23 protein-coding genes are annotated in these 18,620 nt (G+C 69.7%); 14 read left to right on the top strand and 9 right to left on the bottom strand.

Annotated elements, in window-relative coordinates:
- The first annotated feature begins 24 nt into the window (after positions 1-24).
- From sufB to ACLBXO_RS19650, 11 genes are all read left to right on the top strand, one after another.
- Positions 25-1,494: a Fe-S cluster assembly protein SufB gene (sufB, locus tag ACLBXO_RS19600; RefSeq protein WP_331315090.1), complete on the top strand. Its 1,470-nt coding sequence runs from the start codon at positions 25-27 to the stop codon at positions 1,492-1,494.
- A 25-nt stretch (positions 1,495-1,519) separates the two neighbouring features.
- The gene (locus ACLBXO_RS19605; RefSeq protein ID WP_447686392.1) at positions 1,520-1,759 is read left to right on the top strand and encodes a cytoplasmic protein; all 240 of its coding nucleotides are present in this window, start codon (positions 1,520-1,522) and stop codon (positions 1,757-1,759) included.
- Between the two features lie 15 nt (positions 1,760-1,774).
- A complete protein-coding gene (gene sufC / locus ACLBXO_RS19610; protein WP_020093412.1) occupies positions 1,775-2,527 on the top strand; it encodes a Fe-S cluster assembly ATPase SufC in 753 nt (250 codons plus the stop codon).
- A 3-nt stretch (positions 2,528-2,530) separates the two neighbouring features.
- Positions 2,531-3,853 carry a SufB/SufD family protein gene (locus tag ACLBXO_RS19615; protein WP_331315086.1) on the top strand — a complete coding sequence of 441 codons (1,323 nt, stop codon included), beginning with the start codon at positions 2,531-2,533 and terminating at the stop codon, positions 3,851-3,853.
- A 163-nt stretch (positions 3,854-4,016) separates the two neighbouring features.
- Positions 4,017-5,261 (top strand): cysteine desulfurase, encoded by a 1,245-nt coding sequence (locus ACLBXO_RS19620; protein WP_447686393.1) that lies wholly within the window; start codon positions 4,017-4,019, stop codon positions 5,259-5,261.
- A 50-nt stretch (positions 5,262-5,311) separates the two neighbouring features.
- On the top strand, positions 5,312-5,695 hold the full coding sequence (locus tag ACLBXO_RS19625) for an SUF system Fe-S cluster assembly protein (protein ID WP_331290046.1): 384 nt from the start codon (positions 5,312-5,314) through the stop codon (positions 5,693-5,695).
- Positions 5,696-5,941: 246 nt separating this feature from the next.
- On the top strand, positions 5,942-6,274 hold the full coding sequence (locus tag ACLBXO_RS19630; protein WP_331315083.1) for a hypothetical protein: 333 nt from the start codon (positions 5,942-5,944) through the stop codon (positions 6,272-6,274).
- Between the two features lie 345 nt (positions 6,275-6,619).
- Entirely contained in the window at positions 6,620-6,901 is a 282-nt protein-coding gene (locus ACLBXO_RS19635; RefSeq protein ID WP_447686394.1) for a hypothetical protein, read from the top strand.
- A gap of 274 nt (positions 6,902-7,175) precedes the next feature.
- Positions 7,176-7,427: a hypothetical protein gene (locus ACLBXO_RS19640; protein WP_331315079.1), complete on the top strand. Its 252-nt coding sequence runs from the start codon at positions 7,176-7,178 to the stop codon at positions 7,425-7,427.
- A 170-nt stretch (positions 7,428-7,597) separates the two neighbouring features.
- Complete coding sequence (locus ACLBXO_RS19645) at positions 7,598-8,533, top strand: ABC transporter ATP-binding protein (protein ID WP_447686413.1); 936 nt, start codon at positions 7,598-7,600, stop codon at positions 8,531-8,533.
- Positions 8,534-8,547: 14 nt separating this feature from the next.
- Positions 8,548-9,309: an ABC transporter permease gene (locus tag ACLBXO_RS19650; protein ID WP_447686414.1), complete on the top strand. Its 762-nt coding sequence runs from the start codon at positions 8,548-8,550 to the stop codon at positions 9,307-9,309.
- Positions 9,310-9,312: 3 nt separating this feature from the next.
- Here ACLBXO_RS19650 and ACLBXO_RS19655 read toward each other — a convergent pair whose 3' ends face one another.
- On the bottom strand, positions 9,313-10,077 hold the full coding sequence (locus tag ACLBXO_RS19655) for an alpha/beta fold hydrolase (RefSeq protein ID WP_447686395.1): 765 nt from the start codon (positions 10,075-10,077) through the stop codon (positions 9,313-9,315).
- A gap of 116 nt (positions 10,078-10,193) precedes the next feature.
- On the opposite strand from ACLBXO_RS19655, the gene ACLBXO_RS19660 reads away from it, so the two are divergent.
- Entirely contained in the window at positions 10,194-11,036 is an 843-nt protein-coding gene (locus ACLBXO_RS19660) for an FkbM family methyltransferase (RefSeq protein ID WP_447686396.1), read from the top strand.
- Here ACLBXO_RS19660 and sfsA read toward each other — a convergent pair.
- Complete coding sequence (sfsA, locus tag ACLBXO_RS19665; RefSeq protein WP_447686397.1) at positions 11,023-11,736, bottom strand: DNA/RNA nuclease SfsA; 714 nt, start codon at positions 11,734-11,736, stop codon at positions 11,023-11,025. The two genes, ACLBXO_RS19660 and sfsA, sit on opposite strands and share 14 nt — an antisense overlap.
- Before the next feature lie 77 nt (positions 11,737-11,813).
- On the opposite strand from sfsA, the gene ACLBXO_RS19670 reads away from it, so the two are divergent.
- Positions 11,814-12,554, top strand: coding sequence for a competence/damage-inducible protein A (locus tag ACLBXO_RS19670; protein WP_331315073.1), 741 nt, complete (start codon positions 11,814-11,816; stop codon positions 12,552-12,554).
- A gap of 43 nt (positions 12,555-12,597) precedes the next feature.
- Positions 12,598-13,467 carry a formate/nitrite transporter family protein gene (locus tag ACLBXO_RS19675; protein WP_331315072.1) on the top strand — a complete coding sequence of 290 codons (870 nt, stop codon included), beginning with the start codon at positions 12,598-12,600 and terminating at the stop codon, positions 13,465-13,467.
- Between the two features lie 31 nt (positions 13,468-13,498).
- Here the strand turns inward: ACLBXO_RS19675 and ACLBXO_RS19680 are convergent, their stop codons facing one another.
- The 7 genes from ACLBXO_RS19680 to ACLBXO_RS19710 all read right to left on the bottom strand — a co-directional run bounded on the left by ACLBXO_RS19680 (position 13,499) and on the right by ACLBXO_RS19710 (position 18,560).
- Positions 13,499-14,779 carry an NAD(P)/FAD-dependent oxidoreductase gene (locus tag ACLBXO_RS19680; protein WP_447686398.1) on the bottom strand — a complete coding sequence of 427 codons (1,281 nt, stop codon included), beginning with the start codon at positions 14,777-14,779 and terminating at the stop codon, positions 13,499-13,501.
- Positions 14,780-15,001: 222 nt separating this feature from the next.
- Positions 15,002-15,487, bottom strand: coding sequence for a F0F1 ATP synthase subunit B family protein (locus ACLBXO_RS19685; RefSeq protein ID WP_331315249.1), 486 nt, complete (start codon positions 15,485-15,487; stop codon positions 15,002-15,004).
- A 15-nt stretch (positions 15,488-15,502) separates the two neighbouring features.
- Positions 15,503-16,081, bottom strand: a complete 579-nt coding sequence (locus tag ACLBXO_RS19690; RefSeq protein WP_331315069.1) for a F0F1 ATP synthase subunit B family protein — start codon at positions 16,079-16,081, stop codon at positions 15,503-15,505.
- A 144-nt stretch (positions 16,082-16,225) separates the two neighbouring features.
- Positions 16,226-16,453, bottom strand: coding sequence for a F0F1 ATP synthase subunit C (locus tag ACLBXO_RS19695; RefSeq protein WP_007566773.1), 228 nt, complete (start codon positions 16,451-16,453; stop codon positions 16,226-16,228).
- 66 nt (positions 16,454-16,519) lie between these two features.
- On the bottom strand, positions 16,520-17,275 hold the full coding sequence (locus ACLBXO_RS19700) for a F0F1 ATP synthase subunit A (RefSeq protein ID WP_447686399.1): 756 nt from the start codon (positions 17,273-17,275) through the stop codon (positions 16,520-16,522).
- A 74-nt stretch (positions 17,276-17,349) separates the two neighbouring features.
- Entirely contained in the window at positions 17,350-17,724 is a 375-nt protein-coding gene (locus tag ACLBXO_RS19705) for an AtpZ/AtpI family protein (protein ID WP_331315066.1), read from the bottom strand.
- A 191-nt stretch (positions 17,725-17,915) separates the two neighbouring features.
- Positions 17,916-18,560, bottom strand: coding sequence for a DsbA family protein (locus ACLBXO_RS19710; protein ID WP_447686400.1), 645 nt, complete (start codon positions 18,558-18,560; stop codon positions 17,916-17,918).
- Positions 18,561-18,620: the final 60 nt, after the last annotated feature.

Genomic DNA, 18,620 nt, shown 5'->3' on the forward strand with positions numbered 1-18,620 from the left:
GCCGGAGATGCCTAGGAGACGCTGATGCCTGCTGTGCAGGAAACCATCGACCGGGTCCGCTCGATCGACCTCGACCAGTACAAGTACGGGTTCGAGACCACGATCGAGATGGAGAAGTCCGAGAAGGGCATCTCCGAGGACGTCGTCCGCTTCATCTCGGCCAAGAAGAACGAGCCCGCGTGGCTGCTGGAGTGGCGCCTCGACGCCTATCGGCGCTGGCTGACCATGAAGGAGCCGGAGTGGGCCCGCGTCGCCTACGACAAGGTCGACTACAACGACATCTATTACTACGCGGCGCCCAAGCGCCCGGCGGCGATGTCGCTCGACGAGATCGATCCCGAGATCCTGAAGACCTACGAGAAGCTCGGCATCCCGCTGCGCGAGGTCGAGGTGCTGGAGGGTATCGCCCCCGAGCGCCGCGTCGCGGTCGACGCCGTGTTCGACTCGGTCTCGGTGGCCACCACCTTCAAGAAGGAACTGTCGAAGGCCGGCGTGATCTTCATGCCGATCTCCGAGGCCGTGCAGGAATATCCCGAGCTGGTGCAGAAGTACCTCGGCTCGGTCGTGCCGGCGACCGACAACTTCTTCGCGACGCTGAACTCGGCCGTCTTCTCCGACGGGTCGTTCGTCTACATCCCGCCGGGCGTCCGCTGCCCGATGGAGCTGTCGACCTATTTCCGCATCAACGAGCGCGACACCGGCCAGTTCGAGCGCACGCTGATCATCGCCGACAAGGGGTCCTACGTCTCGTATCTGGAGGGCTGCACCGCCCCGAAGCGCGACGACAACCAGCTGCACGCCGCCGTGGTCGAGCTGGTCGCCCTGGATGACGCCGAGATCAAGTACTCGACCGTTCAGAACTGGTACCCGGGCGACAACGAGGGCAAGGGCGGCATCTACAACTTCGTGACGAAGCGCGGCGATTGCCGCGGCGCCCGCTCGAAGATCTCGTGGACGCAGGTCGAGACCGGCTCGGCGATCACCTGGAAGTACCCGTCCTGCATCCTGCGCGGCGACGATTCCCGCGGCGAGTTCTACTCGATCGCGGTGTCGAACGGCATGCAGCAGGTCGATTCCGGCACCAAGATGATCCATCTCGGCAAGAACACGACGAGCCGGATCATCTCGAAGGGCATCTCGGCCGGCCGGTCGCAGAACACCTATCGGGGCCTCGTCTCGGCGCACCGGAAGGCGAAGGGCGCGCGCAACTTCACGAACTGCGACTCCCTGCTGATCGGCGACCAGTGCGGCGCGCACACCGTGCCGTACATCGAGTCGAAGAACGCCTCGGCCGTCTTCGAGCACGAGGCGACCACCTCGAAGATCTCCGAGGAGCAGAAGTTCTACTGCCAGCAGCGCGGCCTCTCCGAGGAGGAGGCGACCGCGCTCATCGTCAACGGCTTCGTCCGGGACGTGCTGCAGCAGCTGCCCATGGAGTTCGCCGTCGAGGCCCAGAAGCTGATCTCGATCAGCCTGGAAGGCTCGGTGGGCTGACCGCCTGGGCGGCTACGACGACGGCGTGCTGCGCGCGGCCCATCGGCACAGCGCGCGGCACGCCGACGAGGTCAGGAGCAGCGTCCTGTGCGGATGCTTCTTCTGCCTCGCGGTTTTCGCGCCGGACGAGATCGTGGGCTGGATCGCCGATGACGGCACCGCCCTCTGTCCCCGGTGCGGCATCGACGCGGTGATCGGCGACCTCTCCGGCTACCCGGCCGGGAGCGCCGCCTTCCTGCGGGCGATGCGGGACGAATGGTTTTGAAGGACTTGGACTGACATGCTGGAAATCAAGAACCTCGTCGTGCAGATCGAGGACAACCGCATCCTGAACGGCCTCAACCTGACCGTGAACGACGGCGAGGTCGCGGCGATCATGGGCCCGAACGGCTCGGGCAAGTCGACGCTCTCCTACGTCATCGCCGGCAAGGAGGACTACGAGGTCCTCGACGGCGAGATCCTGCTCGACGGGCAGAACGTGCTCGAGATGGCCGCCGACGAGCGCGCCGCGGCCGGCATCTTCCTGGCCTTCCAGTACCCGCTGGAGATCCCCGGCGTCGGCACCATGACCTTCCTCAAGGCCTGCCTGAACGCGCAGCGCAAGGCGCGCGGCGAGGCCGAGCTCTCGACTCCGGACTTCATCCGGGCGGTGAACGGCGCGGCGGACAAGCTCGAGATCAACAAGGAGATGCTCAAGCGCGCGCTCAATGTCGGCTTCTCCGGCGGCGAGAAGAAGCGCATGGAGATCCTCCAGATGGCGCTGCTGCAGCCGAAGTTCTGCGTGCTCGACGAGACCGATTCCGGCCTCGACATCGACGCGCTGCGCATCGTCTCCGAGGGCGTGAACGCGCTGCGGGACCAGGGCCGCTCGTTCTTGGTGATCACCCACTACCAGCGCCTGCTCAACCACATCGTGCCCGACACCGTGCACGTCATGTCGAAGGGTCAGATCGTGAAGACCGGCGGGAAGGAGCTCGCCCTGGAGCTCGAGGCCTCGGGCTACGCCGAGTACCGTACCGGGGAGGCGGCCTGAGCCATGGCCGACGTCACGAACCTCCGCTCCCCCGCCGAGGCCGGCCTGTCGAAGCTGTTCGAGTCGGCCCGCCAGAGCTTCGCCAGCGAGAAGGCGATCGCTCGCGAGGAGGCCTTCCGCTTCTTCGAGGCGACCGGCCTGCCGAGCCGGCGGGTCGAGGCCTTCAAGTACACGGACCTGCGCGCCGCCATCACCGAGGCCGCGCCCCCGGCCGAGGCGCCGAGCCTCGACGCCGCCCGGGCGGCCGTCGCAGGGGCCAAGGGCTTCTCCGGCATCGAGGCCGCGCGCCTGACCTTCGTGAACGGCCATCTCGTCCGCGAGCTGTCGGATCTCGACCGGATCCCCGAGGGCGTCACGGTCGTCCCGATGTCCGAGGCGCTGACGAAGGCGCATGTCGACCTGAAGCAGCTCGCCCCCGTGGCGCAGGCCCGGGAGAACCCGGTCTACCAGCTCAACACCGCCTTCCTGGCGGACGGCGCGCTGATCACGGTGGCGCCCGGCGCGAAGCCGGCGCGGCCGCTGCACCTGCGCTTCGTCGGCGCCGGCGCCACGCCGTTCTCGACGGCCACCCGCGTGCTCGTCCAGATCGGCGAGGGCGCAGAATTCGGCCTGCTGGAGAGCCACGAGGGTCCGGACGGGCTCACCTGCCAGCCGAACGACGCCCTCGACGTGGTGGTCGGCCCCAAGGCCGCCTTCCGGCACACCCGCCTGAACAAGCAGGGCGACGCCGCCATCGCGCTCTCGACGCTGTCGCTGAAGGTCGAGGCCGAGGGTCAGGTCGAGACCGTCAACCTCGTGACCGGAGCGGTGCTGTCGCGTCACCAGATCTTCGTCCACGTCGCGGGCGAGGACACGAACGTCGTCGTCAACGGCGCCGCCATGCTGCGCAAAGGCCAGCTCGCCGACTCGACGCTGCTCGCCGATCACGCCGCTGTCGGCGGCGTCGGCCGCGAGCAGTTCAAGTGGATCATCGACGGCGACGCCACCGGCGTGTTCCAGGGCAAGATCATCGTCCGTCAGGCCGCCCAGCAGACGGACGGCAAGATGAAGTCCGACTGCCTCCTCCTCACCGACGAGGGGCAGATGATGAACAAGCCGGAGTTGGAGATCTTCGCCGACGACGTCGCCTGCGGCCACGGGGCCACCTGCGGCGCGCCGGACGAGGACCTGCTGTTCTACCTGATGGCCCGCGGCCTGCCGCGCGCGACCGCCGAGAGCCTGCTCGTCCAGGCCTTCGTGGGCGAAGCCGTGGAAACGGTCACGCACGAGGGCGCCCGCGATGCGTTGATTTGCGAGATCGAGGCGTGGCTGAAGGCGCGCGGCTAGCGCGACGCACCCTCCTCCCCCTTGCGGGGAGGAGCCGGAGGTGGGGGTGGTGCAGTCGGCACCGGAACGCTCGATCCTGCACCACCCCCACCCCTAGCCCCTCCCCGCCAGGGGGAGGGGACTCCGTCCTTCCGCAAGGAGGGCGTCCCGTGAGTGAGAAGCGATGAACGCACCCGTCCTCACCCCCACCTACGACGTCGCGGCGATCCGCAAGGATTTCCCGATCCTCGGCCAGCAGGTCTACGGCAAGCCGCTCGTCTACCTCGACAACGCCGCCTCGGCACAGAAGCCCCGGCAGGTGATCGACGCGATGGTCTCGTGCATGGAGACCGGCTACGCGAACGTCCACCGCGGCCTGCACTACATGGCGAACGCCGCGACTGAAGGCTTCGAGGGCGCCCGCGAGACCACGCGCCAGTTCCTCAACGCCGCCTCGACGGACGAGATCATCTTCACCCGCAACGCCACCGAGGCCTACAACCTCGTCGCCTCGTCGATGGGCTGGGCCGGCCTGATCGGGGAGGGGGACGAGATCATCCTCTCGATCATGGAGCACCACTCCAACATCGTGCCGTGGCACTTCCTGCGCGAGCGCCGCGGCGCCGTGATCAAGTGGGCGCCGGTGGACGACCAGGGCAATTTCCTGGTCGAGGACTACGAGAAGCTGTTCTCGCCGCGGACCAAGATGGTGGCGATCACCCACATGTCGAACGTGCTCGGCACGGTGACGCCCGCCGCCGAGATCGTCCGGATCGCCCACGCCCACGGCGTGCCGGTCCTGCTCGACGGTGCGCAGAGCGCGGTGCACCAGCCCGTCGACGTCCGGGCGCTCGATTGCGACTTCTTCGTCTTCACCGGCCACAAGGTCTACGGGCCCACAGGGATCGGCGTGCTCTACGGCAAGAAGGAATGGCTGGAGCGCCTGCCGCCCTACCAGGGCGGCGGCGAGATGATCCGGACGGTGAGCGAGGACGCGATCACCTACAACGATCCGCCCCACCGGTTCGAGGCCGGCACCCCGGCCATCGTCGAGGCCATCGGTCTCGGCGCCGCGCTCGAGTACATGATGAATCTCGGGCGCGACGCGATCGCAGCCCACGAGGCGAAGCTCACGGCCTACGCACAGGAGCGCCTCGGCGCGATGAATGCCCTGCGCCTGATCGGCACCGCGCCGGGCAAGGGCGGCGTGATCGCCTTCGAGATGAAGGGCGCGCATGCCCACGACATCGCCACGGTGATCGACCGGCAGGGCGTGGCGGTTCGGGCCGGGACCCACTGCGCGATGCCGCTGCTCAACCGCTTCGGCGTCACCTCGACCTGCCGCGCCTCGTTCGGGCTTTACAACACGACCGCCGAGATCGATGCCCTTGCCGAGGCGCTCGGCAGAGCAGAAATGCTGTTCACCTGATACTGGGATGAGGCTGGTCCCGCCCGCGCGGGCCCGGGGAGAGTGAAGCGATGAGCACCGACGCCACCATCACGGGCGGCAAGAACGCCCCCGACGTCGCCGGCGACTCGACGATCCCGCAGGCGGAGCTCGATCGCCTGACCGACGACATCGTCGCGGCGCTGAAGACGGTCTACGATCCCGAGATCCCGGCCGACATCTACGAGCTCGGCCTGATCTACAAGGTCGACATCGGCGACGATCGGAACGTCGCGATCGACATGACTCTCACCGCGCCCGGCTGCCCGGTGGCGGGCGAGATGCCGGGCTGGGTCGAGAACGCCGTGTCGGCGGTGCCGGGGGTGCAGTCCTGCGCGGTGACGATGGTGTTCGATCCGCCGTGGGATCAGAGCCGCATGTCGGACGAGGCCCGCGTCGCCCTCGACATGTGGTAGCGACCCGGCGCAGCCTCACGATCTCCCGAAGCCTGTCCCGGGCGCGGCGCTCTTCTCGGCGCGGCGCCCGATGGTCGTTGCGTGGGAAAGACTCGCGCCGCATGCGCGATGCGGGGGTCGAGCGCCGATCACCGCGCGATCTGCGGCGATCTACGTAGCCGTTAAGATCCCGCTAACCATGACCCCGCAGAGCGGGGGCGGCCGCCGCGAGAGCGGCCGATCCCTCGATACGGTTGGTGGACGCGGATGGCGGCGGGCTACGTGGTCGCGGCGTTTCTGGAGGCAGCCGGGCTGGTCGGCCTCGCGATCGCCCTGCTCAGGATGCGGACGGAGCGCCGGGCGCGGGTCGCGGAGTTGCGGAGCTTCCTTCGCTCCGGACAGATCCCGACATTCGACCTCGCCGGGACGCGCCGACCCGCGGACGCCGCCGCGCGCGCGATCGCCGTTCCGTACACGGCCACCCGCGGCGACGCTTCGGCGGCCAAGCCGTCGGCTGCCCGCGCGGCGCTCGGACGCGCCTTCATGCCCGGCGGCGCGGCCCCGCGGGCCGGGCTGGCCGACGCGATCAGCGCAGGATGATGTCGAGGCCGCTGCCGAACAGGACCACGGCGCTGAGCGTCAGCATGAACTTCAGGTCTTCGAGACGGGCGCTCATGATCGATCCTCGATGTTCGGCGGGTTAGCCGCCGTTCCGATGATCGATGATCACCAGATTAACGAATCTTTCGCGAGTCCTTTCAGGATCCGTTAGGGATTTACCGACGGTTTCCCTTTGCTAACGTTACCGATGTGTTAAGGCCCCGTCCGGGGCCGTCGGCCCATTCCGACCCGGCGAAGCGGCACGTCAGGGGCCGGCCGGAGCGCACGAAGGTTCGAGGCATGTCTCCACGTCCGCGCACAACCGTCCATCGAGCCGTCGACTGGATGTTTCGCGACCGGACCACTGGCGCGATCACCGTCGCGCAGTGGCCGAACCTGCCGCTCTGGCTGTTCGCGGGCCTCAGCCTCGCGGCGTGGCTGGCCCAGGACAGCGGGCCGCTCTCCCTATGGTTGCCGGCCGCCTGGCTGTCCATCGGAGCCGACCTCGCGCTGGCCTGGTGGGCGGCCGACGAACTCCTGCGCGGCGTGAATCCCTGGCGCCGGATCCTCGGCGCCGCGACCCTCGTCGGGCTCGCCGCGCTGATCACGCTTCGGCGAGCGGGCTAGAGCCGGAACCCTGCCACCGGCAATTGTATTCCTACGAGGAAAACCGGCACGGAGGCCGTACCGACGTCGCCGATTGCAGTCGATCGGCACAACATCTCACTTCAAGGGGGCGGCCCGAGGGTTCAGCGTGGGACGGCGTCACCGCGATGAAACCATAACGGTAGGTTGCACCCGCCGGGAAAGTGTGGATGGTCGTGCCGCGCGCCGCACGAACGGCGTCTGTTGGGCATCCCGTGCATCCGAGCTCGGCTGAAGAACTGGTTTCGAAGAGATCATGACGGACGCGGGCGGCTTCGATCTCGACGGCAGGGCGAAATCTGCTCACGAGCGGGACGTGCTGCTTCGCCAGATCGCCGACGCGCTGAGCATCCCGGTCTCGATCTTCCGCAGACCGACGGGGACTTCGGCGGCCCGCGGCCCGAGCGCCGCGGAATGCGCTGCCCTGCTGACCGCCTTCTCGCGCATCGACGATCCGGATCTGCGAAGGGAATGCCTGGCTCTGGCGGAGCGCTACAGCCGGACCTGAGCCGCGGGCGTCCTCGCGGTGCGGTGGCGCACACGGGTTCGGTCAGCGCCGCACGGGCACCGTGCTATAGGGCGGCCGCCGCCGGAGGCGTCTCGCTCGGCCGGCCCACCGCGTGTCCGGTGCCGGAACCCTGGCTGCCGGCCCCGTGCATGCCCCGCTCGCGCTAGGCCCTGATGCCGATCATCTCCATCTCGAAACTCTCGAAGACCTACACGTCCGGCTTCACCGCCCTGCGCGACATCGACCTCGCCATCGAGCGCGGCGAGATCTTCGCCCTGCTCGGACCGAACGGGGCGGGGAAGTCGACACTCATCAACATCGTCTGCGGCATCGTCACCGCGAGTTCGGGGACCGTTCTGGTCGACGGCCACGATATCGCGGCGGATTACCGCGCCGCGCGCCGCGCGATCGGTCTGGTCCCGCAGGAACTCACCACCGACGCGTTCGAGACGGTGCTGAACACCGTGAGCTTCTCCCGCGGCCTGTTCGGGCTGCGGCCGGATCCCGGGCATATCGAGCGGATCCTCCGGGCGCTCTCCCTCTGGGACAAGCGCGACAGCCGGCTGATGACCCTGTCGGGCGGCATGAAGCGGCGGGTGCTCATCGCCAAGGCGCTGTCGCACGAGCCCCGGGTGCTGTTCCTCGACGAGCCCACCGCGGGCGTCGACGTCGAGCTGCGGCAGGACATGTGGCGTCTCGTGCGCGACCTGCGCCAGCAGGGCGTCACCGTCATCCTCACCACCCACTACATCGAGGAGGCCGAGGAGATGGCCGACCGCATCGGCGTGATCCGCCGGGGCGAGATCATCCTGGTGGAGGAGAAGGCCGCGCTGATGCGCAAGCTCGGCCGGAAGCAGCTGACGCTGCACCTCCAGCAGCCGATCGCCGCGGTGCCGCCGGAACTCGCCGATTACGGCCTCGCCCTCGGCGGGGAGGGGACCGAGCTGGTCTACACCTACGACACCCGCGCCGAGCGCACCGGGATCACCGGGCTCCTGACCGGTCTGGCGGCGGCGGGCATCCGCTTCAAGGACCTCCACACCGAGCAGAGCTCCCTGGAGGACATCTTCGTGGGCCTCGTGCGCGAGGAGAGGGCACAGGCATGAGCGCGGCGTTCAGCATGAACTGGCCTGCGGTCCGGGCCATCTACCTGTTCGAGATGGCCCGCTTCTGGCGCACCGCCGGGCAGAGCATCCTGGCCCCGGTCATCTCGACGACCCTGTACTTCGTGGTCTTCGGCGCGGCGATCGGCTCCCGGGTCTCGGCGGTCGACGACGTGCCCTACGGGCTGTTCATCGTGCCCGGCCTGATCATGCTCTCGCTGCTGACGCAGAGCATCTCGAACGCCTCGTTCGGCATCTACTTCCCGCGCTTCGCCGGCACGATCTACGAGATCCTGTCGGCGCCGATCTCGCCGCTGGAGGTGGTGCTGGGCTTCGTCGGCGCGGCGGCCTCCAAGTCGATCCTGATCGGGCTGATCATCCTGGCGACCTCGGCCCTGTTCGTGCCGCTGCGGATCGACCATCCGCTCTGGATGATCGCCTTCCTGCTGCTCACCGCGGTGACGTTCAGCCTGTTCGGCTTCGTCATCGGGCTGTGGGCGGACGGGTTCGAGAAGCTGCAGCTGGTCCCGCTCCTCGTGGTGACCCCGCTCACCTTCCTGGGCGGCAGCTTCTACGCGATCGGCATGCTGCCGCCGTTCTGGCACGCCGTGAGCCTGCTGAACCCGGTCGTGTACCTGATCAGCGGCTTCCGCTGGGCGTTCTTCGGCAAGGCCGACGTGAACATCGCGATCAGCCTGGGCATGACCGCGCTGTTCCTGGTGATCTGCCTCGGCCTCGTGACCTACATCTTCCGCACGGGCTACCGGCTGAAGAGCTGAGGGCTAGGGCTGCGCGGCCAGGAAGGCCAGCACGCCGTCCCGGTGCGGCTTGGCGCCGACCGCCGTGGAGTGGTCCTTGCCCTCGATCTCGAGGGCCCGGGCGTCCGGGATCAGGGCGGCGAGACCGGGGCCCGAGCCCGCGACCGTGTCGAGGGTCCCGACCGAGACCAGGACCGGCACCTCGATCTGCGCGAGCTCCGCACGGCTCAGCGTCTGACGGGAGCCGCGCATGCAGGCGGCCAGCGCCCGCAGGTCGCTCCGGGTCTGCTCGGCGAACATCCGGAAGGCCGCCGCCGTGGGGTTGGGCGCGGGCGTCCCGGCCGGCGCCTCCAGCGCCTCGGCGATGCCGGACGGCAGGCCCTTGCCCTCGATCAGGTGCATCCCGAGGCCGCCGATCAGGGCCGAGCGCACCCGGTCCGCGTGGTCCAGCGCGATGTGGGCGGTGATCCGCCCGCCCATCGAGTAGCCCATGATATGGGCCCGCGCGATGCCGAGATGGTCGAGGAGCCGGATCGCGTCGCCGGCCATCGCCTCGGAGCTGTAGGCGGCCGGGTCGTAGAGCTTCTCGCTCTCGCCGTGGCCGCGATTGTCCAGCGCGATCGCCCGGTAGCCGGCCTGGGTCAGGGCCTTCACCCACTGGGTGTTGACCCAGTTGACCGCGTGGTTCGACGCGAAACCGTGGATCAGCAGGATCGGCTTGCCCGGACCGTCCGCCGGCGGGACGTCGATATAGGCGATCCGCACGCCGTCGGAATTGAAGGTCTCCATGCCGCGCAACCTGTGTTCATCAAGCTCGGCCACGGCTTAGACCACCCGGGCGCGCCGGAGCAACGCGGATCGATCCGCTTGCGGGCGGCGGCGCCGGCTGGCAAACCGCCCCGGTCATGACGGACACGCAGCCCTACGGCACCTATGAACCGTCCGGTCTCGTGGCGGCGATCACCCGCCGCACGAACCGGATCCCGGCCGAGTCGTGGTACGGGCGGCGCCTCGCGCTGTTCCTGCGCCGGATCGCCATCGCGCGCCTGGGGGGCAAGCCCCTCGACGTGACCCGCTACGGCGCGCGGATGCGGCTGCACCCGTACAACAACAACTGCGAGAAGAAGGTGCTGTTCACCCCGCAGTTCTTCGACCCGGAGGAGCGGGCGCTGCTGCAGGAGCGCCTGCCGCGGGACTGCGTGTTCCTCGACATCGGCGCCAATGTCGGCGCCTACGCGCTCTGCGTGGCCGCCTTCTCGGGCCCGGGCGCGCGGATCGTCGCGGTCGAGCCGCAGCCCGACGTGTTCGACCGCCTGACCTACAACATCGCCCAGAACCCCTTCCACACCGTCAAGGCGGTCGCCTGCGCGGTGGCCGACAAGGCCGGCGAGCTGACCCTGTTCATCGACCCGCGCAACCGCGGCGAGTCGAGCCTGCGGATCGTCGGCACCAACGAGGGCGCGCGGATCACCGTGCCGGCGGTGACGCTGCTCGACCTGCTGCGCAGCGAGGGCCTGACCCGGGTCGACGCCATCAAGCTCGACGTCGAGGGCGCCGAGGACCTGATCCTGGAGCCGTTCCTCCGCGAGGCGCCCGACGCCCTGCTGCCGCGGATCCTGCTTCTCGAGAACGGCACCGGCCAGTGGCAGCTCGACCTGCTCCAGCACCTGGCCGGCCACGGCTACCGCGAGATCGCGCGCTCGCGGCTGAACCTGATGTTCGAGCGCGACGCCGTCAGGGCGGCGTGATCACCGGGATCTCCGCGGCGATGGCGACGCCCTCCGGCCCCACGGCGCAGCGATAGGCGCGGACCGCCACGCCCGCCGCGCGCGCCTCCCGGAACGCCCGGTCGAAGGCGGGATCGATGTCCCGGGCGACGTCGAAGGCCTCGGCCCGCATCTGCACGACGATGACCACCAGCGCGCTTCCACCCTCGGCCACGACCTGGGCGAGGTCCCGCATGTGCCGGGCGCTGCGGGCCGCCGTGCAGTCCGGGAACTCGGCCAGACCCGGCCGCCGCATCAGGTGGCAGTTCTTGACCTCGACGTGGCAGGGCCCGGCCCCCGCGCCGCTCGCGAGGAAATCGACCCGGCTGGCCGCGGCGTAGCGCACCTCGGGCCTCAGCGCGTCGTGGCCGCGGAGCGCGGCGATCGCGCCGGCCCGGAAGGCCTCGGCGACGAGCGCGTTCGGCCGCATCGTGTTGATGCCGACCCACTGCGCCCCGCCGGGGAGGTCGGCCTCCACCAGCTCCCAGGTGAGCGGCAGCTTGCGCGCCGGGTTGGACGAGCGCGACAGCAGCACGCGGGCGCCCGGCGTGCTCAGCCCGAGCATGGCTCCGGGGTTGGGGCAGTGGACGGTGACGCGGCCGTCGTCGGTGTCGATATCGGCGAGGAAGCGCTTGTAGCGCTGCACGAGCCGTCCCGGCACCAGCGGCGCGGCGAACTGCATGGGGTCCTCGGGGTTCACGTAGTCGGGAGCCGCGGTCGCGCTATCTGCCTGCAGGACCCGCCCGACGCCAGAGTTCCATGAGCCAGCCTTCCGAATCCGTCACCGCCGCGATCCTCGTCATCGGCGATGAGATCCTCTCGGGTCGCACCAAGGACAAGAACATCGGCACCATCGCCGACTTCCTCACCGCCGCCGGGATCGACCTGCGCGAGGTGCGGATCGTGCCCGACGAGGCCGCCATGATCGTCGAGGCGGTCAACGCCCTGCGCACCCGCTACACCTACCTGTTCACCACGGGCGGGATCGGCCCGACCCACGACGACATCACCGCCGATTGCGTGGCCGAGGCCTTCGGGGTCGGCATCGACGTCGACGAGCGCGCCCGGGCGATGCTGCTGGAGCGGCACAAGCCCGAGGATCTCAACGAGGCCCGCCTGCGCATGGCGCGGATCCCGTTCGGCGCCGACCTGATCGCCAATCCCGTCTCGAAGGCACCGGGCTTCCGCATCGGCAACGTCCACGTGATGGCCGGCGTGCCCAGCATCATGCAGGCCATGCTGGACTCGGTCGCCCCCACGCTGACGGGCGGCGCCGCGATGCTGTCCGAGACGATCGAGGCGGCCGGCCTGCCGGAAGGCACCTACGCGGGCGGCCTCGGCGAGATCGCGAAGGCGCGGCCCGCCGTCTCGATCGGCTCGTACCCGGCGATCACGCCGGAGGGCTTCCGCAACCGGATCGTCGTGCGAAGTCGGGACGCCGACGCCCTCGCCGAGGCGCGCGGCGCCGTCGAGGCCCTGCTGGCGCGGCTCTCGGCCTGACCGGCCCTATCCGATCGATCGTGTTGCGTAGCGGAGCTGTCGGATGGTGCGGGACAAGGACAAGCGGGCGGATCCCGAGGCGCGCCGCGACGAGCTGCTGAAGGAAGTGTCCGAGATCGGCCGGCCCGACGCCTACGTCCTCCACGAGGTCATCCGGCTGGAGGGCGACGAGGAGCTGCGCCGCCACGGCCTCGCGCTGTTCCTCTCGGCCTTCGCGGCCGGGCTCAGCATCGCCCTGTCGCTGATCGTGCCGGGCGTCCTGCGGAGCCACCTGCCGGAAACCGACTGGGCCAAGATCGTCAGCTCGATGGGTTACGCGGTCGGGTTCCTGGTCGTCGTCCTCGGGCGCCAGCAGCTCTTCACCGAGAACACCATCACGCCGATCCTGCCGCTCCTGCACGACCGCTCCGTGAAGACGGCGCTCCGCGTCGTCAGGCTCTGGATGATCGTGCTGTCGGGCAACATCCTGGGCACGCTCGCGATCGCGGCGCTGCTGGCCTATTCGGGTGCCTTCGAGCCGCCGGTCCTCAAGGCCTTCGCGGAGATCAGCCACGACGCCGTCGCGCACGGCTTCTGGGCGACGTTCGTCAAGGCCGTCTTCGCCGGGTGGATGATCGCCCTGATGGTCTGGTTCCTGCCGGCGACCGCCAGCGCGGCGCCGTTCGTGATTCTCCTGATGACGTGGCTGGTGGCGCTCTGCAGCCTCGCCCACATCGTGGCCGGCTCCGTCGAGGCCTTCTACCTCGTGGTCACGGGCGCGGCGTCGCTGCACGACTACGCGGTGAGGTTTTTCCTGCCGACCCTCCTCGGCAACACCTTCGGCGGCGTGACGCTGGTGGCGGTGCTGAACTACGGGCAGGTCGCGCCCGAGGTCGAGGAGACCAAGGCGGTGGAGGGCGAGCGCCCGGACTGACGGCGCGGACGTGGGATCCGCGCCGGCCGCCTCAGTCGAGCCGCACCGGCGGGCTGATCAGGTGGTCGAGGTCGTCGAGCACCCAGGTCAGGGTCCCGCGCAGCGGGCCGTAGAGCCCGATCTGGTGCTGCCGGTACAGCAGGTCGTGCGTCAGCCGCGCCGAGAGCCCGTTCAGGCGCCCGCCGCCGAACGTGTAGCGGCCGAGGGTGCCCCAGCCGTTGAAGTCGGCCAGCGAGACGATCGCGCCCTTCTCGACATAGTGGAACGGCGGCAGGTCCGCGGCCCGCGCATCCCCGCGGGCCAGCGCCCGGCCGAGATGGCGCGCGAGGTGCTGCGCCTCCTGGCGGGCGGCCTGCGCGGTCGCGGGAACGGGTCGGCCGGTCCGGGGATCGGTGAGGCTGGCGCAGTCGCCGAGGGCGATGATGGCCGGATCCCCGGTGGTGCGCAGGTCCGGGCGGACCACGAGCTGCCCGGTCCGCGAGCGCTCCAGGCCGTCGAGGCCGGCGAGCACGTCCGGCGCCTTCACGCCGGCCGCCCAGACCTTCAGCGCGGCCGGGACGCGGCTGCCGTCCTTCAAAGCGAAGCCGTCCGCGTCCGCCGCCGTCACCGTCGCGCCGGTCCGGACCTCCACGGCGAGGTCCGACAGCGTGCGGGCGGCGGCACGGGACACCCTGTCCGGAAAGGCCGGCAGCAGGCGCGGCCCGCTCTCGATCAGCGTCAGGCGCAGGCGACCCGGCAGGTCGGGCGAGCCGTAGGCCGCGAGGAGGTTGATGGCGTGCTTGAGCTCGGCGGCCAGCTCGACGCCGGTCGCGCCACCGCCCACGATCGCGATCTGCAGCGGGCCGCCACCGTCGAGCCGGGCCAGGAGATGGCACCGCAGTTGCTCGTGGAAGTGCTCGGCCTCGGTGAGGTCGTCGATGGTCAGGCAATGCTCGGCCACGCCGGGCGTGCCGAAATCGTTGGCGCGGCTGCCGATGGCGAGCACCAGCAGGTCGTAGGCGCGCTCCACCTCAGGGAGACCCGCGGCGGCCTCGACCGCGAGCCGCACGCGCCCGGCCCGCCGGTCGATGCCCACGAGGGCGCCGGGCTGGAAGCGGAAGCCGTTGCGGCGCGCCTGGGCGAAGAAGTCCACCTTCTGCCGGTCGGCCCGCGCCGTGCCGGCCGCGAAGGTGTGCAGCATCGGCTTCCAGACGTGCGAGAGGCTGCGATCGGCGAGGGTCACGTCGGCCCGACCGCCGCGTCCGAGGCTGGTCGCCACCTCGATCCCGGCGACGCCGCCGCCGACGATCACAATCCGTGGTCTGCCCGCCATGACGTCTCCGCATCCGCACGGGTCGGGAACGCCGGTCGCGGCCTCGATGTTCGCGGCGGAGCGCCGATTCCGCCCGGCGTCGGACGCGCTCCGTGCGCGGCCCGTCCCCGATCCAGCGCCCGCCGGGATCGCGTCGCCGCGCGCGCGCCGACAGGGGGCCGTCGACCATGAAAAAAGCCGCCCGGGGGCGGCTTTCTCGAACGGCGCGCCGCTGCGTCCGGATCAGGAGCGCATGCGGGTCCGGACCTCGCCGAGGCTCGCGCGGATCAGGTTCTGGGCGGCGTCGCCCTGCATCCGCTCGCGCAGGATCGTCTCCGAGACCTTCACGGCGGCCTCCGCGGCGGCGGCGCGGACCTGAGCCTCGGCCTGGGCCTCGGCCTGGGCGATCTTGGTCTCGGCGGCCTTGGTCCGGCGGGCCAGGAAGTCGTCCAGCTTGCGGTGACCCTCCTCGGCGGCGCGCTTAGCCTCCTCGCGGGCACCGGCGACGATCGACTCGGCCTCCTTCTCGGCCTCGGCGCGGCGGCGCTTGTAGTCGGCCAGGACGGCGGCGGCCTCCTCGCGCAGGCGCTTGGCCTCGTCGAGCTCGTGGCGGACGCGGTTGGCGCGGCCGTCCAGGCCCTTGAGCATCGTCGAGAAGGCGCCGGCCTTCCAGGCGATGCCCATGAAGATGACGAACGCGACGGCGACCCAGAATTCGGCTTCGAGCAGCATCGTGGGATCCCGTCAGTGTGCGGTGGCGTCGAGGGCGCGGTCGAGGCTCGTCCGGTCCGGGGCCTGCCCGGTCAGACGCTCGACGATGGCCGACGCGGCCTCGCCCGCGATCGAGCGGACGTTGCCCATGGCGGCCTCGGTCCGCGTGCGGATCGTGGCCTCGGAGGCTGCGAGCTTGGCGTTCAGCTCGTCCTCCAGCGCCTTGCGCTTGGTCTCAGCCTCGGCGGCCAGCTCGTTCCGGGTGGTCTGCGCGATGTCGCGCGCCTTGCCCTGGGCGTCCCGGAGGGCGGTCTCGAAGGCCACGCCGGCGGCGTCCGCCTCGGCCTTCATCGCCTGCGCCTGATCCAAGTCGGCACGCAGGCGCTCGGCGCGGGCGTGCAGGATCGACTGGATCCGCGGCAGCGCGATCTTGTCCATCAGGTAGTAGAGGAGCCCGAAGGCCAGGGCGAGCCAGATCAGCTGCGCCAGGAAGCCCGAGGTCTCGAAGGGCGGGAAGGCGCCGGAATGCGCTTCCGTATGCTCGACATGGCCCGGCACGACCTGCGTGTCGGCGCCCGGGGGCGGCGTGGTGAGGGGATTGGGCTGCGCCATGAGACCGCTACACTGACACCGTTCGCTGAGGCCACCGCCGGCGCGGTGACGGACGAAGGCGGACGCCCCGTCGCGGGAGCGTCCACCCGTTCATCGGGCCGGAGCCCGGGAGGAGACCGCGGGGACCGCGGGCTCCGGCGCCGATCAGACGGCGAAGAGCAGCAGCAGCGCGATCAGCAGCGAGAAGATGCCGAGCGCCTCGGTGAGGGCGAAGCCCAGGAGCAGGGTGGCGCGCTGGCCGTCGGCCGCGGACGGGTTGCGAAGGGCGCCGGCGAGGAACTGACCGAACAGGTTGCCGAGGCCGATGCCCGCACCCGCCATGCCGAGGCAGGCGAGGCCGGCGCCGATGTACTTCGCAGCGACGGGATCCATGGTAACTCCTGAGGTCTCTACAGATCGAAACGTGCAGTGACGTTTGCGGCGGGTGGAGCCGGCCGATCAGTGGCCGGGGTGAAGGGCGTCGTTGAGGTAGATCGCCGTCAGCGTCGCGAAGACGTAGGCCTGAAGCGCCGCAACGAGGAACTCGAGAGCGGTCAGCGCGATCGTCAGGAACAGCGGGAGCGGCGATAGCACGCTCCAGGCGCCCGCGAGAAGAAGCTGGACCACGAAGAACGCGAAGATCTTCATCGCGATGTGGCCGGCCAGCATGTTGGCGAACAGACGGACCGACAGGCTGATCGGGCGCGAGATGAACGAGATCACCTCGATCGGCACCAGGATCGCGAGGAGCGGCTTCGGCACGCCCGACGGCACGAACAGGCCGAAGAAGTGGGTGCCGTGCTTCATCACGCCAAAGATCACCACGGTGGAGATCACGAGCGCGGCGAGGCCGAAGGTGATGATCAGGTGGCTGGTCACCGCGAAGGCGTAGGGGATCATCCCGAACAGGTTCAGGATGAGCACGAACATGAACAGCGAGAACACGAGCGGCATGAACCGCTTGCCGCCGTCGCCCGTAGCCTGGTGCACGGTGTCGGCGATGAATTCGTAGAAGATCTCGGCCAGCGCCTGCATGCGGCCCGGGACGACCGAGCGGGACGCGGTCGCCACTATCGTGATGAGCGCGATCACACCGACGGCGGCGAACATGTAGAGGGCCGACTGCGTGAACGCGAGCTGCTGGTGGCCGATATGGCCCAGCGAAACGAGCGGCTTCAGCTCGAACTGATGGATCGGGTCGATCGTGACCGCCATTCCCGCTTCCGCCCTTCTTGTCCGGCGCGCCGACGGGTGTCGGCCGCCCCACATTCCCCACTGACCGGCGCGCCTTATGGCTCCTGCCGATCGCGCCGTCCCGGACGCGCGCCGGCGAAACCCGACACCCGCATCACGTTGTAGACCCCCGCGACGAACCCCAGCATCAGGAGGACGATCAGGCCCCAGGGCTTCGTCCCGAAGACATGATCGACGATCCAGCCGAGTATGCCCCCCGCGATCACGCCCGCGACGAACTCCGTGGAGAGCGTCATGGCCTGGCCCAGCGAGGATGGCCCGCCGTCCCGAGGGCGCGTGGAATGACCGGGAGCAGCCTGCGGCCGCTTCCGTTCGATCTGCGTCTCGAGACGTCTGAGCCTCGCGGAGAGTTCGCTGTCCGTCGGCGTCTGCTCGGCCCCTTTCCCGTCCCTCGGATCGTCGCCGTTCACGGCTCAAAACTCATCGGGCGGGAGGCTGTGGAACCGGCTGGACACCCCCAGCAAGCGGGGCGCACCATAGTTTCGCCTATCTTGAGTGTCAAGGCGAACCCCGTACGCCGTAAGTAATTGATTTTGATTTGGTATTCCAACTTGGAGCGCGGTGCCGGAGCCGCACCGCGCGCGAGGCTCCGGCCGCTCGATCAGGCGCCGATGATCGGCTTGATCACCTTCTCCATGCCCTCGACCGTCATCTCGCCGGTGTAGCGCTCGCCGTTGATGAAGAAGGTCGGGGTCGAATCCACTTTGAAGACGTCGAGGCCGCGCTGCTTCACGGCGTTGACCGCGCTGTAGATCTTCTGGTCCTTCAGGCAGGCCTCGAAAATCTGTTTGTTGTAGCCCGCCTGCCGGAGCATCTGCTCCAGGGCGTCCACGGGCTTCGGCGTGAAGGCCCAGGCCGGCTGCTGGTCGAACAGCAGATCGGTGATCGGGTAGTACTTGGAGTCGCCCTGGCAGCGCGCGAGCATGAAGGCCGCGGTGGCCAGCGGGTCGAGGGGGAATTCGCGCAGCGTGAACCGCACCTTGCCGGTGTCGATGTAGCGCTCCTTGAGGGTCGGCCACGTGGTCCGGTGGAAGGCCGCGCAGTGCGAGCAGGTCATCGAGGCGTACTCGATGATCGTGCACTTGGCGTCCGCCGGGCCGAGCCAGACGTCGCCGAGGGGGCCCGGCTGCAGCAGGGCCGCCATCTCGGCATTCTGCGCCCGGGCGGGCCGCCCGAGATACGGCAGGGCGAGGCCGGCGCCGAGGGCGAGGCCGGAGAACTTGAGAGCGTCGCGTCGCGTCGTCATCGGGCAGGCTCCGCCGGATTGATCAGTCGTGGCGTCCGGATGCCGGTACTCGGGCGCGAC

The organism is Methylobacterium sp. C33D (assembly GCF_053345825.1).